We start from the raw sequence: 17,009 nt of genomic DNA on the forward strand, positions 1-17,009 counted from the left end.
ATGGTTAGAAAAAAAGGTGTTTTAGTTCTTATTATTTCAATTCTAGTTTCTTTATTAGTTGCATGCGGTGTAACAAATTCATCAGCAGGTGACTCTGAAGGAGATCAAAACAGTGAACCGGTGAATAGTGAAAAAACAAGCGAACCCCAAGACCCAATTACGTTAACAATTGGTGCATACACGGTACCAAAAGAAGCCGTTCAAGAAATTATCCCTTTGTTCCAGGAATACTGGAAAGAGGAAAAGGGTCAAACAGTAACATTTACAGAATCATACGATGCTTCTGGATCTCAAACACGTGCTATCTTAGAAGGATTTGAAGCAGATATTGCCTTATTATCACTAGAGGGTGACATTGAAAAATTAGTTGAGGCGAATCTAATAACGCACGATTGGAAAAGTAAGCCATTTGAAGGTATGATTACCGGCTCGGTGGTCGCGTTAGGAGTCAGAGAAGGGAACCCGAAAAATATTCAAGACTGGTCAGATCTTACGAAAGAAGGTGTAGAGGTCCTCATTCCGAATCCGAAAACGTCTGGAGGGGCTCAGTGGGATGTGAACGCCATCTATGGTGCGGGATTGAAGATATCTGAGGAAGAAGGAGGGCAAAATCCAAACCAAGCAAAAGAGTTCCTAAGCCAAGTCTATAAAAATGTAAAAACGCTTGATAAAAGTGGAAGAGCGTCTATGACGACATTCGAAAAGGGCATTGGTGATGTCATTGTTACGTATGAAAATGAGTTACTAGCAAGAAATTTAGCTGGTGAGAATTATGAAATCATTGTTCCTAAGTATACAATTGACATTCGAAATCCTGCAGCCGTTATTGATAAGAACGTAGATGCTCATGGAGTACGAGAAGCGGCAGAAGCATTTGTTGATTTCCTGTGGACGCCTGAAGCTCAAACGATTTTTGCTCAAAAGGGATTCCGTGCTGTCGAACCTAATATTGCTTCAGAATTTGCTGATCAATATAAAACACCAGAAGGTTTATTCGGGATTGACTATTTAGGTGGATGGAGTCAAGTAAGTGAAACGATTTATGCGGATGGAGCGATCTGGGATCAAGTCTTATCGGGGGAATAAGTGTTTTATTTTTACCTTAATTCATAGTTAGCAAATGGGTTTTATGCGGTATTGTAATAGTATCATATATTTTGTAGGTGTTTCTATGAATCTGGAAATTGTCGTTGTTCTCACAGTGGTTTTAATTATATTGGTATGTCTTATAACAGAGATTGCTAAACTGGCTTTTATTGTGTTTTGTGCTTTGGCAGTGTTAATTTTAACGGGGATTCTAACGCCTTCAGATGCGTTAAAAGGGTTTTCTAATGAAGGTATGCTCACAGTGGCTCTGCTTTTTATCGTGGCAGGAGCTGTTCAGCAAAGTGGTGTACTAATTATTTCGCGAGCCCTTGGTTCTGGTAACAATCTTAAACGTTCTCTATTTCAGATGATGTTGCCTATTTCAGCCATGTCAGCTTTTTTTAAATAACACGCCTATGGTTGTGATGTTTACACCTGTTGTTCGGAAATGGTGTCAAGATCGAAATCTTTCACCGTCTAAATTTCTCATTCCTCTGTCTTTAGCTACCATTTTTGGTGGTAGCTTAACGCTCATTGAAACATCAACTAATATGGTCATTCACGGTTTCATGATTGAACAAGGAATGAGTGGTTTTTCGATGTTCCAATTGGCGATTGTCTGTTTACCTACCTGTTTGATAGGGATAATCTACATGGGTACAATTGGTTATCGCCATTTACCATCAAGGAAGAGTTCTCGTGAAACATTTAACGAAAACACACGAGAGTATCTAGCTGAGGTAGTGGTAGAGAATTGGTAAAACCAATGAAGAAGCGGGTTTAAGAAATTTACAAGGGCTGTATCTTATTGCTGTCCTAAGTAACGATGAACGTGTTGGACCAGTCCCATCTTATTACAAATTGAAAGAAGGAGATCAACTTCTCTTTACGGGAGTGCTCTCAACGATTGTTGAGGTAAGATGCAATTTGATGTGTTGTTATTGATTGCTTGCTCGATTGGAATTGGTATTGCCTTAGAACAAACTGGGGCCGCAGCGTTAATTGCCAATCATTGTAACAATAACTCAATTTGCTGGTGTCTTTGGAGCAATCTTAGCAGTCTATTTGTTAACCACGGTGTTTACAGAAATTATTACAAATAATGCTGCAGCTGTGCTGATGTTTCCAATATCACTAGCCATTGCTGAACAGTTAAATGTCGATCCTATGATCATTTCTTATTTTGTTTGGATTTAATATGATTTGAGTTCATCGGTCAACCGAAAACTCTTATTCTACAGTCTTAATCTGTAGGGTAAGAGTTTTTTTATTGAAAAAAATAAGGGGGGGTTTTCATGAGTCGAATTCTGATTGTATCAGGAAGTCCTAACAAGACCTCGCGACTAAGAGGCCTAAATGAGTATGCATTTCAATACTTACTAGAAAAAGGATTTAGCATTTCTATTTTGGACGTCATTGATATTCCAGCAGAAAATCTTGTTCTAGCTCAATTTGATAGTGAAGCAGTGAAAAGCGCAACACAAAAAGTAGAGGAAGCTGATGCAATTATTTTTACTATTTTTACTAGCCAAGTCTATAAAGCTTCTTACACAGGGGTACTAAAGACTTTTCTAGATTTATTACCTCAACGTGGTTTAGAAGACAAAGTTGTACTTCCGTTCGTTCTTGGAGGGACATTAGCACATTTCCTTACTATTCAATATTCGTTCCATCCTGTTTTTTCAACGCTTGCTGCTGAACATATCCTTCAAGGTATCTACGTCTTAGATTCCGATATTGTCTGGAATGATAACGGGACTTTAGATATTGAGGACACCTCTCAATTACGTATTCACAAGGCACTTGATCAACTGAGTGGTGTCTTAGCTTCATTACCAATTGATCAGAAATAGGTTGTAATATGTGTTTTTAGATTCTAGTCAATGGAGGGATTTTAATGAAAAAATGGTCACGTAAATTGGGTGTAGGTATATGTCTCATCTTTTTAATGGTAGCAATCTTAGCTGGGTGTGTAACTGAACAGTCTACAACTCAGTCACAAGACACAGCAGATGCTACTTCCGCTCATTCGGACATGAAAGAAGTGAATATAGGCTATCAAAAGTTTGGTACATTAAACATCTTGAAAGCAGAAGAGACGTTAGACCAACGATTAGAAGAATTAGGGATAAAGATTAATTGGGTTGAGTTTCCTGCTGGTCCACAGTTATTAGAAGCTCTAAATGTTGGCAGTATTGATTTTGGTCACACTGGGGAAGCGCCACCTATTTTTGCTCAAGCCGCTGGAGCACCTATTGTCTATATAGCAAATGGTCCAGCATCACCAAAAGGGGAAGCGATTCTAGTTCATAAGGATTCCCCTATTCAAACGATTGAAGATTTAAAAGGAAAGAAGGTTGTATTAAATAGAGGGTCAAATGTCCATTATCTACTGGTTAAAGCTTTAGAAGAGGCTGGATTGGCGCTGAATGATATTGAAGTTATCTATCTTCCACCTGCGGATGCTCGAATTGCCTTTAATAGAGGTGACGTCGATGCTTGGGTCATTTGGGATCCTTTCTTCGCTTCGGCTGAAGTGGAGCTTGAAGCAAAGATTTTGAAAGATGGTGAAGGCTTGGTGGCAAATCGTGAATTTTTCTTATCAGAAAGAAGTTTTGCCGAAGCGAACGACGACATTCTCTCCATTATTTTAGAAGAATTAGATACCGTCGATCTATGGGTGTCGAATAACATTGAAGAAGCTGCAGAGTTTCTATCACCAGAAGTTAATATTGACGCGCCTGTGTTACAACGTGTATTGAACAGAAGGAATTTTGGTGTTGAGCGTGTCACAGAATCTGTTCTTAGCGATCAGCAATCTATTGGCGACACGTTTTATCAACTTGAGTTAATTCCAACTGAAATTAATATTGATGATGTCACTTTAAAGGAGGAGAACGAATGAATATTTTATGGTTTATTCCGACACATGGGGATGGACGGTACCTAGGTTCCACAAAAGGGGGGAGACCTGTCACTTTCTCATACCTTAAACAAATAGCTCAGGCTGTTGATAACTTAGGATATTATGGAGCACTATTACCTACTGGCGTGAGTTGTGAAGATGCATGGGTGACTGCTTCTTCCTTGCTATCAGTCACGGATAGAATGAAATTTTTAGTTGCTGTTCGTCCAGGATTAATGTCACCCTCTGTTGCGGCGAGAATGGCATCTACAATGGATCGATTATCTAATGGAAGATTATTAATCAATGTGGTTACAGGTGGAGATCCTGTGGAGTTAGCTGGGGATGGGTTACACCTAAGTCATAGCGAACGCTACGAGTTAACGGATGAATTTCTTGAAGTGTGGCGTGCTGTGATGGGAGGAGAACCTGTTAATTTTGAAGGGAAACATTTTTCTATTAAGGAAAGCCGAATTGGCTATCCACCTATTCAAAAACCGTACCCACCATTATATATAGGAGGATCATCAGATGCTGCGATAGAAGTGACAGCAAAGCATATTGATGTATTCTTAACATGGGGAGAGCCTCCTTCTCAAGTGGCTGAGAAAATTGCTAAAGTTAAAGAAGTAGCCCAAAAGACAGGTAGAACAGTGCGCTTTGGCATTAGGCTTCATGTCATAGTTAGGGAAACAGAAGAAGAGGCTTGGACAGAAGCAGAGAACCTTATTAGCCAACTAACTGATAGTGATATTGCAGCGGCGCAAAAAGTTTTTCAGCGTTTTGATTCAGTCGGACAGCGAAGAATGACTGAGCTAAACAATGGTTCGCGAGAAAGTCTAGAGATTAGTCCTAATCTATGGGCAGGAGTGGGACTTGTTCGTGGGGGGGCAGGAACAGCCTTGGTCGGAAGCGCTCATTCGGTAGCCGAGAGAATACGTGAATACGAGAGTCTTGGTATTGATACATTTATTTTATCTGGTTATCCGCATTTGGAAGAGGCGTACCGCGTAGCAGAGCTGTTATTCCCTTTATTAAATATTGGTCCAAAGGAAGAGTCAGGCAAGCAATGGCTTAGTCCATTTGGTGGGGTTTCAGCCAGGTAAAAGATGTTAAGGAGGGAGAGAATGTTACGAAAACTAGTGAATAGAATCGTGCCATGGGCATTGCCTATTTTATTAATTATTACATGGCAATTGTTTTCAATGTTAGGGCTACTATCAAATCGTTTTTTACCAGCACCAAGCGATATTAGTATAGCTTTCGTTAATTTATTATCTAATGGTGAGTTGTTTGAACATATATTGATTAGCACTCAAAGAGCCTTTTTAGGTCTTCTCATTGGAGGTGTGATCGGATTACTGTTCGGTATACTGAACGGGGTATCGAAATTATCTGAAATACTTTTTGATTCATCTTTACAAATGATTCGAAATATCCCTCATCTCTCTCTTATTCCACTAGTCATTTTATGGTTTGGAATAGGAGAAGAAGGGAAGATTTTTTTAATTGCATTAGGTGTGTTGTTTCCAATTTACCTTAATACGTACCATGGGATTCGCTCTGTAGACCCCGAACTAATTGAAATGGGGAAAAGTTATCAGCTGAATCGAATCCAACTCTTCTTCCATGTTATTCTTCCTGGTGCATTGTCTTCAATATTAGTGGGACTCCGATTTGGTCTAGGCATCATGTGGGTAACACTCATTGTTGCCGAAACGATTTCTGCTAGTTCGGGCATTGGTTTTTTAGCAATGGATGCAAGGGAGTTTATGCGTTTAGATGTTGTTGTTCTAAGCATTATTTTATATGCTCTATTGGGTAAATTGTCAGATTGGATGGCGAAAGTCTTAGAATACCGTTTTTTAAGATGGAACCGGAATTATCAAAAGTAGGAGGAAGAAGATGTGAAATCTCAACAACATGTTCATATGAAAGACGTTCATAAATCATTTGGTAATAAGTCTGTCTTAAAGGGAATGAATCTTACCATTAATAAAGGAGAGTTCATTTCAATCGTAGGGAAAAGCGGTTGCGGGAAAAGTACTCTTTTACGCTTGTTGGCAGGACTTGACAAGCCGACACTTGGAGAAGTATCTATTGGTGGTGAATCCGTCTCAAAAGGGTTTGAAGATGTTCGTATCATGTTTCAAAATGGACGTCTGCTGCCATGGAAAACTGTGGCCCAAAATGTAGCTTTGGGGTTACAAGAAAAGGCCGAAGAGAAAGCGGCGAATGCTCTTCAACAGGTATATTTATTAGATCGAAAAGATGAATGGCCATCGGTGTTATCAGGTGGTCAGCAACAACGGGTATCACTTGCTAGGGCTTTGGTTCATTCTCCGTCATTACTATTACTTGATGAACCTTTGGGGGCATTAGATGCTTTGACAAGATTAGAAATGCAACAGTTAATTGAGGCGTTATGGCAAGAAAAGCAATTTACTGCTGTTCTTGTCACACATGATATTGAAGAGGCCATTGCCCTTTCTGACAAAGTCATTTTAATTGAAGAAGGTGAAATGATTCGCAGTTATCCTATAGAATTACAGAGGCCTCGAAAAAGAACCGACAAATATTTTGTAGGCATATTAGAAGAGATATTACAACGTGTGTTAGGTTATGAGAATAAGGAACTGCAGCTTCAAGTGAATGAAAGCAGATAATGAAGCGAAGCTAGACCAACCAGCTGTAGTGCAGGAACTCGGAATTAAATTTCACTCTTTCCTTATCGACCATGCAAATGGAGATACAATTATTGTACTAATAATTGTATCTCCATTTTTTATTTATGTCCTTGAAAACCCTGCTATGCTGGGGGTTCCAGAGAGCTTCAAGCGTGGTAATAAAAAACCTCACTTCATGGTAGGATAAAGTTGGTTTCCCGACAACTTCATTAATCTGCAGAGCAAACCACCAGTTCACACTGGTGGTTTTGGTTTACTACTGGAAATATCTAGGGTAATTGACTGGGACGGAACTAGCTATTGGAAATATGGCACACTCATTTTTGGGGTGTTGACTATGACGTAACGTCATGATGTAATCTTTAAATAATAAATGGAAAAAAGGGGGAAATATAAATGGTCCAAAAAGTGTATACAGTAAAAGAGTTTGCGAGAATGACAGGTGTTACAGAACGTACTCTTCGATATTACGACCGTCAAGGAGTTCTAACTCCATCTAGTTATACCGACAATGGATATCGTTTATATAACCTTGATGACCTATATAAAATGCAAAAAATCCTAACTATGAAGTTTCTGGGGTTTTCACTAAAAGAGATCATTCAACATCTATCTGAAGATACGTCAAGCTGTGTACGTCAAACACTAAATAACCAGAAACAACTACTTAAGGAAAAAAGAGATGAGATTGATTTTGTTATTCGAACTATTACAAAAGTTGAGGAGGTCATTCAAGATGAAAAAGTTGATAGTAACTTAATATTAACGATCATTCACTCTATTCAACATGAAAAAATGCAAAAACAATGGTTGGCAAAGCATGTATCACAACCTACTCTTGATCAAATGTTTTGGCAACACGTACCTGATAACGCTAAAGTGGCAATTGAACGAGAAGGCTTACTAATTATCAAAAAACTACAAACGTTTTTTGAACAAGGTCTTTCTCCGCACGAGGAACAGGTACAACAATCAATTAACATATTAATTGGTCTCCTAAATGATTTAATTGAACCGCAGTATATGAAAGAAATTGAAAAAATTGAGCTAGAAGATGAAATGTTGTTTCAGTTTTCATTTGTGTCAAAGGAATTTCAAAAATTTCTTGAAGTAGCAATAGAAAGATTTAATGAAGTGAAGGAAGGGTAAACAACTATCGATTAGACGAGGAGTGTGTCTATGTTTAGTGATAAGATAAATACTCTGATTAAGAAAGAACTAGAACTGGCTAAAAAAGCTAGTATTGTCATTGGAGTAGTTACAAAAAATGGGAGGGTGTTTAAAGGAGAAATATATGATGAAATAAGGGATTTACATATTGGTGATTATGTCTTTGAAATGGGCTCAACAACGAAGACTATTACGAGTTTACTTTTAGCCCAACTTGTTCAAGAAAACATAATTTCTTTAGATGAACCAATTAAGACGTTTAAACCAGAGTATAGCAAAGCATTATCATGCAAAGGAAAAGAAGTAACATTTCGCCATCTATCTACTCATTACTCTGGACTTCCTAGAGAAGATATGAAACAGCTACATAAGAGAATAAAAGAAAATAAACATGATAAAGATAACCCTTATAAATATTATAGGGTAGAAGATTTGAATCAATTTTTTTTAGATTTTGACTTAAAAAGAGAGATTGATAAAAAGTGGCGATACTCAAATATTGCAATAGGTCTGTTAGGAAATACCCTAGCTGAAATAATAGGAGTCACATATGAAGAAGCGGTCAAATCCAAAATTTTAAATCCATTAGGAATGAAAGATACTTTCATCACAGGAAATGAAAAACAGATAAACAGATACGTAAACTCCTATAATAAAAAGGGTGAATTAATACATCCGATTGAAATACCAGCCATGAACGGGGCGGGCGGATTAAAAAGTACAATGAATGATATGCTACTATACTTAGAATATCAATTGGGATTTAAAGATAGTCCTCTAAGAGAATCAATTGAATATACCCACAAAATTCAGAGAAATACCAAATGGAACAATTATCAAATGGGGCTAGGGTGGATCATCGAACAAAAAAAATGGAGCCCTTATCCAATCATACATCATGGTGGTAGAACGGCAGGATTTCACACCTATTGCGGATTTATTAAAGAAGCACAAATCGGTGTTGTTATTTTCTCTACTATTCAATTGAAAATGATTAGGTTAATAAAAATTTTATTAAATTTAAAAGGGATTGTTAACGAAGATATTGCAGAATCTATTTTTAAAGGTTATGGAATAGGTAGGACTCCATAAGTCTCGTTTATGTTTAATGGAGTGATGTAGCGTGTGATATATTGATCCTTTATCGACATATAAATAAAATTCTAACATCTTCTTCACCTTCATATGCTGATATACCTAGAGTATCTATAATTATTAGATTTTTCAAATAATATTCTTTAATATTCCTTGTTGTTCTTTGTGCTCCCCTTCCAATAGACTCACTATCTCCATTGGTTAGTGTTTCTCTGATTGTACTTTTCCCTGCTTTAGTTCTTCCAAATAATGTTACAGTAAGTGTACTTAGGTTCTCCTTTTCTATCAATTGAATTTTCTATATTCGTGATGCCCATACTAAGATTTTCCGATATAAGTTTGGTTTAAATTATCTAATAAGGAAGTAAGAGAATCATCTTTTAATTCCCCCAGGATCTTTGTCTGTTAGTGAAAAGATTTAAATTTTCATTACTATCACTTAATATATTTTTTAAAATTGTTTAATTTTTTCAGACTGATAAAGCACCTGTTTCTCTGCTACCTTTTAAACACTCATTTAATGCTTCTACATATTCATCATAGTTTATTTTAAGACTTCTCTCACTTCTAACAATCCTAAACATTTCAGTCACTCCAAACGAAATATATCTATAATTCTGATGCTTAAGAGTAATGATGATTTAACTTCATCCAATAAGTCTTTTTTCCTAAATTTTGAAGCATATACATCAATCGTTCATTACTATTTTATCATTGCGTGTTATTATTTGGTATATAGATTACAATCAATAAGAACACCTGCATAGCAGAAGCATACGGAGGAAGAACCATGCCGAATACTGATTGGACTCAACTTAAATCATTACAATTAGGAAGATATGCAGAGTATTATGCAAAGATGGAGTTTGCCTCATATGGATGTGATGTTTACACTTCGGAAGTAGATGACCATGGCGTAGATTTTATTATAAAAGATAAAAATGGTAGGTTCTGTGAGATACAAGTTAAATCTCTTCGAGGAACAGGATATGTGTTTATGCAGAAAAGCAAATTCGACATTACTAATAAAAATCTATACCTGGCCCTATTAATTTTTAGTGTTGGGGAAATGCCAGATATTTTTCTTATACCAACTCAAGCATGGGAAGTACCGAATGAAATGTTTGTTGATAGAAATTATGATAAACCAGGGCAAAAAAGTGCTCCCGAATATGGAATCAATATCTCGAAAAAGAACTACTCCATACTGGAAATCTTTAAATTTGAGGATTCAATTCAGGATTTTTTGTTAAAAAGTGAAACTATAGATACTAATTCTTCATACTAATACACACTGAAATAAAAACAACAACCTCAAAACTTTGCAAAAGCAAAAAAGGTGGTTGTTTACTGTGAGGTGATCTTTTCTGTTGTATTCAGAAAAAGATTCTAAATGTCCAGAATGCAATGTTATATTGGTTGATGATTACTGGGATACAGTTCAGGAACTTGAAAACGGGAATTTGATTTTGGATGTGTTTGAAGCTTGGGTGTGTCCTAATAGATGCGGGTATTTTATAAAAATGAAGTAGGTAGGTGATGATATGGGCCAATTAATATTAAAAGAGATTAACAATCAACTATCAAGAATGAAAGATATTTACCCTTTTATTAAGGATGAAAACAACCAAATTGATGACAGTGTTATTACTATTCTTGGAAAAAAGTTTCATGATGAAAATGCCATCAGTGATTATCTTGCATATATTTTGAATTCAGATTTAAACGGTATTGGTTCCGAGCCATTAAGTAAGTTCTTAGAATTAATAGATAATCCAATTCATTTAACCGATTCGGATCATGTTAATATCCAACGAGAATACACATTACCAAACAATAGGCGAATTGATTTTCTGATTACAATAAATGAAGAAACCATTATTGCCATAGAGCATAAAGTATTTTCTGGAGAACACGGTGATCAAACTTGGGATTATGAAAAGCAAATAAATCAATTGTTTTCTGACAAAGCGGTTGATGTTACCTATGTTTTTTTGTCTCCAAATGGTATAGAGGCATCTAACCCTACTTTTATTGCTGTAAGTTATCAACAATTAATATCTGCTTTGAAAGAAGTGAAAGTAGATTTCATAGGGGATATTAGAAAGGCTGTTTTATTTAAGGAAATAATTTTTCACTTGGAGGGGTATTTCTTGAACAATAAAAGCATTGCTTTATCTGATAAAGCATCCTTGTATTTAGACCACTACGAAATGATTCAAGATTTAAGCAGTAACTTTGAAAAATACTACAATCGAGTTTTTCAATATATTGAGTCGGTCATCAACAATTATTTCATTCACAACATTGATGAAGGTGAATGGGTTTTTGATTTCAAAAAGGACCGCTCATACCATCAAATCTATAAACCTCATTGGAAAACTAAAGACATTAATATTCATTTTGAAGTTGTGTTAAGTCGTGACAGTTTTATCAAAGGTGAACTCTCATTTTTATTAGATATCGAGGGGAAGAGCAGAAAGGTATTCAAGGAAAAACATGACCTGCATTTAAAAGAGAAAGTATTAACTATATTAAACAACAATGAAATTTTGTATAGGAAAGGTAAAAGAGCGGATACGTTTGCAAGCAAAACGTACCATTTCCTAAATCGGGAAAATTTAAAAGATGAATCATTAATTGAAATTGGTTTGAAGCAAATGATTGGAGATTTTGAAGGATTTATAGGTCCTATAGAGCAAGAACTTAAATGTTTTTACGACAATTAACATTAATATATACGCTTGGAGTGTAATGTGTGCATCAATTCAAACCAATATATATCGATTATTCCGTACTAAAAACCTGAACGGATTGTACGACCGTTATAACATTGAGGAAATTTTACCTAAGAAAAAAATAGCAATAGATGTCGGTTTCTATTCAGAATTACTCTGGCTGTAATCAGTTACTAGTTTAACGGTAAAAAAAGGATTTAGAACCGTTGAAAAGAGGGAATTTCAAAACGTTCTTCACACCAGCATCACACCAGTACTAGTTTAGCGATGAAAAAGGGATTTAGAACTTTTTTAAAATAGAAATTTCAAATAGTTTTCGACATTGTCGATTGCTATAGGAGAAAAAATAAAAAAGAGATCGAGAAGTTATTATCCTTTTCGATCCCTTTGATTGCAGCTTTTGTAATTTTTAAGAAGCTCACTGTAAATAAATATTTATTTTCCTGCTTTTCTTCGATCTGAAATTTGCTCTGCTCCAAGACCGTAGTTATCCATATCAATTTCATCGATTATAACTACTGTTGATGATGGGTTCTTATTGAGAGTCTCAGCTAATAAATTCGTTGCCCCTTTAATTAATGTCAGTTTTTCCTCTTTTGTTAGACCACCATTTTCTTTAGTTACTTTGATGTTTACGTAAGGCATCGATCATTTCCCCTTCCTTGACATTTATTGTATTTATTGTAATTAAAGCAGTTATTAATGCAACTGCAGAAATTATAAATGGATAGATATAGCTATTTATGATTATAACTGATCCTGCAACTACCGGACCTAAAAGTTGACCTGCTGCATAAGAAGCTGTTAAACCACTTATTAGATTGCCACTTTGTCCATACAACGACTTTGCAATTGTCATAGTTAAAGTTGTAATTCCCATAAATGTAGCTCCAAATCCAAAAGCAGCTATTAATACTAGTATTAAATTATCCGTGAAAACCGGTATAAGAATACTAACGATTTGGGTTATATAAGCCCATTTCAGGGCACTAATATCTGATATTTTCTTGCCTAACCAGGCCCAAAAAATGCAAGAAGGTATTGCTCCTAGACCTACTACCGCCCAAACATAGGAAGATTCAAATGTGAAGTTAGGATTATTAACTAGCATTGCTGTTATAAATGTACCGAAGATTATATATCCAAACCCTTCTAGAGTATAGGATATATATAAAGCATATTTGGTTGTCTGTGTGTAACTTATAGGATCAATAGGTTTATTAGTAGGTGGTGGGCTCTTATAATTGGTGGGCTCTTGCAAATTCATTCCATAAATTATAAAAAACATAAAAATGACACTAACAATCCCTAAAAAAATCCAATTGACATGCCAACTAAAGTATGACTCAATGGTAGGTATTGTTAAACCGGAAATTAAAATCCCAAACCCTACACCACCAAATAAAAAACCTGAATAATACATTTTTCCTGTCCGATTCAAATGACTAAGTATTAAATTTGATACTAAAACGAATATAAGCCCACTAGTTACACCTGATAAAAACCTAAGTATTAACCAAAATAAATAACTCTCGGAAAACCCCATTAAAAATGTGGTACCTATATTAATAAGTAAACCCCTTAATAACCAACTAGATTGTTGAGGGATGAATCTTGCTCCTATAGCTCCGATGAAATAACCAATAAAGTTGATTGTTGCTAATAATCCGGCGGTAAATGGTGTTAATAAAAAGTTTAATTCCATATAAGGTAAAATAGGGGTGTAAGAAAATCTCCCTATACCCATTACTATGGCTAAACTTAAAAAACCAGATATTATTAAGAGGATGTTACGTTGCTTTAATATTATAGGTTTCATTATTTATCCTCCCTTCTTTCGCATTTTCTATTTTTAATTTGAATAGAACTATACAAGATAATGCTCCAAAAATAATAAGAAAAAACCAAGCGAAATGTAATGAAACTAAAACATAAAGAAAACCAAATAGAACTGGTCCAGTTGCAGATCCAAATGAACCTCATCTTTCTTCTTGAAGTTTTGAATCACATCTTCAGTTAGAAAAATAGGTTGATGGCGTTCTGAAGCACCTATTTGATTTTCACGGCGTGAATCTGTGGAATCCCCCTACGTGAACCTGCAACCATCTTTGGTTCATATCCCGAAGGTAAATAAATCAATTCCTTGTTTACTTTTTCTTGAAACTTTCCATCTCGTCCAATTGTCAATAATGCCATATAATCGAAAAAGTTTATGCCTAAACCTCTAAGTAACACTGTATCATCCGGCTTAATATCTAACAAATCAATATCAGCAGGGTTTGCTGACTCCCCGTAATTGTCCCTATTATTATTGCCAACCTTGCAGCAGGGGGAGCTCCTCTTTCTTCTATGCTTGCAGCTGCAGTATTTGCCCAAATTGGGGTAGCGACCGGTATAATGTTGAGAGCTAGAGATAAAAAGCTTAAAGGGTTAGCTGGTTCTACAATGCTGCCAGGAGCGTTAGCCGGTGTTACAGAACCCATCCTATACGGTTTCATTCTTCGATATAGAAAAACATTGGTCTACGTAATAGGTGCAGGAGCGATTGGTGGAGCAATTAATGGTACACTTGGCTCTCAATCTTTAGTTTTTAATTTTCCGAGTTTCCTTTCAATTCCTGCATATTCGCCAATGATAATGCACGCAACAGGTGTGTTGACAGCTTTTGCTTTAGCGTTTCTGGCGACTGTTTTATCAACTGGGAAATTTTCCAAGCGTTATGGCTTCATTTACGTGGACAAACATGATGACGGTAGCGGTACTCTAGAACGTAAGAAGAAAAAGTCTTTCTATTGGTATAAAGATGTTATGGAAAGCAATGGAGAGAAGTTATAAGAGTGTTTATAAAATGAACCACTGACGAAAGAGCAGCCGGGAAACCCAGGCTGCTCTTAAAGGTTTGGCAGGTATGTGTTACGCTCAAGGGGCATGTAATCACAAAAAGCAGTTCATTAATATGTCTTACTACTTCACGATAAAAAGGGGCTGGGACAGAAGAGTTTTTATTGATGAGACATCTGAACGTCATGATCGTTGATGTATAGCATTCGCTTCGGAAATATACTTCGCTAAGGTTGTGCATTGTTCGCATTTTCAATCATACACGTACGTTATGTCCCAGCCTCTACAATAAAGTGGCTTAGGCTTTTTTAAATGGTCCTTCACAGCGGGCACAACGATCCTCATCAAGCTTTTTTACTTTGCGGAAAAAGACCGAACATTTCTTTGTTTATGAAATGATCATTTCTGAAGGCTCAGTCCTAAGTTCAAGAGCAACCTTTAAAATCTGATAATTGTCCACTTCAAGAACAGTCCAGCGATGTCCACCGTACTCAAAGGTATCGTTAGGCATTATGTCTATGTTCCGTAAGTGAATCCAACCACCAATTGTGTCAACAGATTCACTGTCTTCAAACGAAATATTGAATTGTTTTTCAATATCAGAAAGTAAAACACGTCCGTTGATATGATACACGTCCTTACTTATCTGTTGGATTTCCGCAATTTCATCGGCATCGAACTCGTCACGAATGTCTCCAACGATTTCTTCCAGGATATCCTCCATTGTAATGATACCAGCTGTTCCGCCATACTCATCGATGACGAGTGCCATATGAACTCTATCGGATTGCATTTTTAGGAGCACATCTTGGAGTGGGGAGCCTTCATGGATGACTGGTAATTCGTGAATAAAGTCAGTTAACTGACTTTCGCGACCGGCCGCATAATTTTTAACAAGTTCTTTGACATTAACAAAACCAATGATATGATCCTTATCTCCATTATCCGTTATTGGGTAACGAGTGTACTTATATTCAACGAGAATTGCGATAATTTCCTCACGAGTCATGCTTTTTTCTAACGTTACCATTTGTGTTCTTGGCACCATGATGTCCCTCGCAACACGCTCATCGAAAGTAAATACGTTTTCCATGTAAGACAACTCAGTTTGATTGATCTCACCACTTTGATAGCTCTGAGTCATGATAATTTTCAACTCTTCTTCAGAGTGAGCCTGTTCATGACCTGCAGGCTGGACCCCAAACATACGAAGCAGTACTCGTGCTGAACCATTCAGCGTCCAAATAAACAGGGCCATCAGTTTGCCAAACCAATATAGCGGACGAGCCAATAACAATGTCATTTTTTCAGCGAACTGGATAGCAAGAGACTTAGGAGCAAGTTCACCGATCACGACGTGAAGGAACGTGACGATTGAAAAGGCAACTGTAAAGGAAATAAGTGTTGACGCTGCTGACGGAATCCCGAGACTTTCAAAAACAGGATGCAAGATTTTTTCAACTGTCGGTTCTCCCAGCCAACCAAGTCCAAGAGCTGTCACTGTAATTCCAAGCTGACAGGCCGAGAGATAGTAATCTAAGTTATGTGCTACTTTTTTAGCAATGATCGCTTTTTTATTACCTTCCGCAATCAATTGATCAATGCGAGACATACGTACTTTTACAACCGCAAATTCAGCACCAACGAAGAAAGCCGTCAGTCCAATGAGAAGAACGACTAAAAATAAATTTAATATTAATATACTGTCCAAGTATTTCCCTTAAATAAGGGATTCACCTCCGAAAATTTTAAAATACTATTAACAGCTGAGATCACTCTGAGTATATCCATTTTGGATATTACAGTCAATTCCAAACCTTCGTGCGGATCATCCAACTATTGCTCGATACGGAGTAAGACCTCCAAAGGTAAATCAACCCTTCACATCTTAGCAAGGTTTAATAATATCTGGCTAACCTTATGCTCGCAATTAACTCATTCGACTTTTGGGGAGGTGCTCCTTTTTTGCGCCTTGAAAGCCTTGCAAAAATTAGATTTCAAATTATGAAATTTATTCACATAAAAAATTGTTCTATCATGCTTTTTTCCTTCTTGCCTTCAATAGTATGTTGAACAGATTTTTTTTTCGAATTAATCGAATATATGCGAAATTTGTTGTATCATAGCATATAGTCATATTTATATCAAAATGGGAAATTAAACATGCAGAAGTTTAGTATAGAACAATTAGAAGGAGAAAGTGCGGTCTTGGCATTTATGTAGATGTAACTCTTTCTCCGTTAAGAATGAATGGTGATTATACTTCTGATGTGTTAGGGGAATGCACTTTTGTTTCGGTACATTAATATGAGAAAATGTAGCAATGTAATTGAATAGAAAATGTTAAAGGCAAATTTATCGAAAGGTAAAGACGCAAAACTATAGGGGCTAAGGTCTAAAAGATTATGCCAGCCAGTTACCGATATTTTTATCTGAGACTAATCGGTATTCGTTTAGTCTTTTTTTATACATTAAGTTATAACATGG

Annotated in this window: 18 protein-coding genes, 1 pseudogene and 1 riboswitch; of the genes and pseudogenes, 15 read left to right on the forward strand and 4 right to left on the reverse strand. The window is 36.3% G+C overall.

What is annotated here, in order from left to right:
* From BLT_RS0118690 to BLT_RS0118740, 12 genes are all read left to right on the forward strand, one after another.
* Positions 1-1,086 carry a sulfate ABC transporter substrate-binding protein gene (locus tag BLT_RS0118690; RefSeq protein WP_017729249.1) on the forward strand — a complete coding sequence of 362 codons (1,086 nt, stop codon included), beginning with the start codon at positions 1-3 and terminating at the stop codon, positions 1,084-1,086.
* A gap of 85 nt (positions 1,087-1,171) precedes the next feature.
* Positions 1,172-1,495 (forward strand): hypothetical protein, encoded by a 324-nt coding sequence (locus tag BLT_RS0118695; protein ID WP_017729250.1) that lies wholly within the window; start codon positions 1,172-1,174, stop codon positions 1,493-1,495.
* A gap of 7 nt (positions 1,496-1,502) precedes the next feature.
* Entirely contained in the window at positions 1,503-1,847 is a 345-nt protein-coding gene (locus BLT_RS23440) for an SLC13 family permease (protein WP_081599699.1), read from the forward strand.
* A gap of 241 nt (positions 1,848-2,088) precedes the next feature.
* The gene (locus BLT_RS0118700) at positions 2,089-2,283 is read left to right on the forward strand and encodes a hypothetical protein (RefSeq protein WP_017729251.1); all 195 of its coding nucleotides are present in this window, start codon (positions 2,089-2,091) and stop codon (positions 2,281-2,283) included.
* 98 nt (positions 2,284-2,381) lie between these two features.
* The gene (gene ssuE / locus BLT_RS0118705) at positions 2,382-2,939 is read left to right on the forward strand and encodes an NADPH-dependent FMN reductase (RefSeq protein WP_017729252.1); all 558 of its coding nucleotides are present in this window, start codon (positions 2,382-2,384) and stop codon (positions 2,937-2,939) included.
* Positions 2,940-2,983: 44 nt separating this feature from the next.
* A complete protein-coding gene (locus tag BLT_RS0118710; protein ID WP_017729253.1) occupies positions 2,984-3,991 on the forward strand; it encodes a sulfonate ABC transporter substrate-binding protein in 1,008 nt (335 codons plus the stop codon).
* The gene (ssuD, locus tag BLT_RS0118715) at positions 3,988-5,097 is read left to right on the forward strand and encodes an FMNH2-dependent alkanesulfonate monooxygenase (RefSeq protein ID WP_017729254.1); all 1,110 of its coding nucleotides are present in this window, start codon (positions 3,988-3,990) and stop codon (positions 5,095-5,097) included. Before BLT_RS0118710 ends, ssuD begins: the two co-directional genes overlap by 4 nt.
* A gap of 21 nt (positions 5,098-5,118) precedes the next feature.
* Entirely contained in the window at positions 5,119-5,886 is a 768-nt protein-coding gene (locus BLT_RS0118720; RefSeq protein ID WP_017729255.1) for an ABC transporter permease subunit, read from the forward strand.
* Between the two features lie 12 nt (positions 5,887-5,898).
* Positions 5,899-6,657 (forward strand): ATP-binding cassette domain-containing protein, encoded by a 759-nt coding sequence (locus tag BLT_RS0118725; protein WP_017729256.1) that lies wholly within the window; start codon positions 5,899-5,901, stop codon positions 6,655-6,657.
* On the forward strand, positions 6,644-6,865 hold the full coding sequence (locus tag BLT_RS0118730; RefSeq protein ID WP_017729257.1) for a hypothetical protein: 222 nt from the start codon (positions 6,644-6,646) through the stop codon (positions 6,863-6,865). Before BLT_RS0118725 ends, BLT_RS0118730 begins: the two co-directional genes overlap by 14 nt.
* A gap of 209 nt (positions 6,866-7,074) precedes the next feature.
* The gene (locus BLT_RS0118735; protein ID WP_017729258.1) at positions 7,075-7,827 is read left to right on the forward strand and encodes a MerR family transcriptional regulator; all 753 of its coding nucleotides are present in this window, start codon (positions 7,075-7,077) and stop codon (positions 7,825-7,827) included.
* A 30-nt stretch (positions 7,828-7,857) separates the two neighbouring features.
* Entirely contained in the window at positions 7,858-8,940 is a 1,083-nt protein-coding gene (locus BLT_RS0118740) for a serine hydrolase domain-containing protein (protein ID WP_017729259.1), read from the forward strand.
* A 49-nt stretch (positions 8,941-8,989) separates the two neighbouring features.
* On the opposite strand, the gene BLT_RS25045 is transcribed toward BLT_RS0118740, so the two are convergent.
* Positions 8,990-9,232, reverse strand: a complete 243-nt coding sequence (locus BLT_RS25045) for a GTPase (protein ID WP_201764279.1) — start codon at positions 9,230-9,232, stop codon at positions 8,990-8,992.
* 501 nt (positions 9,233-9,733) lie between these two features.
* Between BLT_RS25045 and BLT_RS0118750 the strand changes: the two genes are divergently transcribed.
* Together BLT_RS0118750 and BLT_RS0118760 are read left to right on the forward strand one after the other, a co-directional pair.
* Positions 9,734-10,231, forward strand: coding sequence for a hypothetical protein (locus BLT_RS0118750; protein ID WP_017729261.1), 498 nt, complete (start codon positions 9,734-9,736; stop codon positions 10,229-10,231).
* 256 nt (positions 10,232-10,487) lie between these two features.
* On the forward strand, positions 10,488-11,672 hold the full coding sequence (locus BLT_RS0118760; protein ID WP_017729263.1) for a PD-(D/E)XK nuclease family protein: 1,185 nt from the start codon (positions 10,488-10,490) through the stop codon (positions 11,670-11,672).
* Between the two features lie 444 nt (positions 11,673-12,116).
* Here the strand turns inward: BLT_RS0118760 and BLT_RS0118765 are convergent, their stop codons facing one another.
* A complete protein-coding gene (locus BLT_RS0118765) occupies positions 12,117-12,326 on the reverse strand; it encodes a 2-hydroxymuconate tautomerase family protein (RefSeq protein ID WP_017729264.1) in 210 nt (69 codons plus the stop codon).
* Positions 12,298-13,500 carry a YbfB/YjiJ family MFS transporter gene (locus tag BLT_RS0118770; RefSeq protein ID WP_017729265.1) on the reverse strand — a complete coding sequence of 401 codons (1,203 nt, stop codon included), beginning with the start codon at positions 13,498-13,500 and terminating at the stop codon, positions 12,298-12,300. The genes BLT_RS0118765 and BLT_RS0118770 overlap by 29 nt, the downstream gene beginning before the upstream one ends.
* Positions 13,501-13,976: 476 nt before the next feature.
* Here BLT_RS0118770 and BLT_RS24780 point away from each other — a divergent pair.
* A pseudogene (locus tag BLT_RS24780) lies at positions 13,977-14,516 on the forward strand (family 1 glycosylhydrolase); the annotation flags it as partial.
* A 394-nt stretch (positions 14,517-14,910) separates the two neighbouring features.
* Here the strand turns inward: BLT_RS24780 and BLT_RS0118785 are convergent.
* On the reverse strand, positions 14,911-16,233 hold the full coding sequence (locus BLT_RS0118785) for a hemolysin family protein (RefSeq protein ID WP_017729268.1): 1,323 nt from the start codon (positions 16,231-16,233) through the stop codon (positions 14,911-14,913).
* A gap of 627 nt (positions 16,234-16,860) precedes the next feature.
* Positions 16,861-16,946, forward strand: a riboswitch (cyclic di-GMP riboswitch).
* Positions 16,947-17,009 lie beyond the last annotated feature (63 nt).

It is taken from the genome of Halalkalibacterium ligniniphilum, assembly GCF_000334155.1.
Lineage (GTDB): Bacteria > Bacillota > Bacilli > Bacillales > Bacillaceae_D > Halalkalibacterium > Halalkalibacterium ligniniphilum.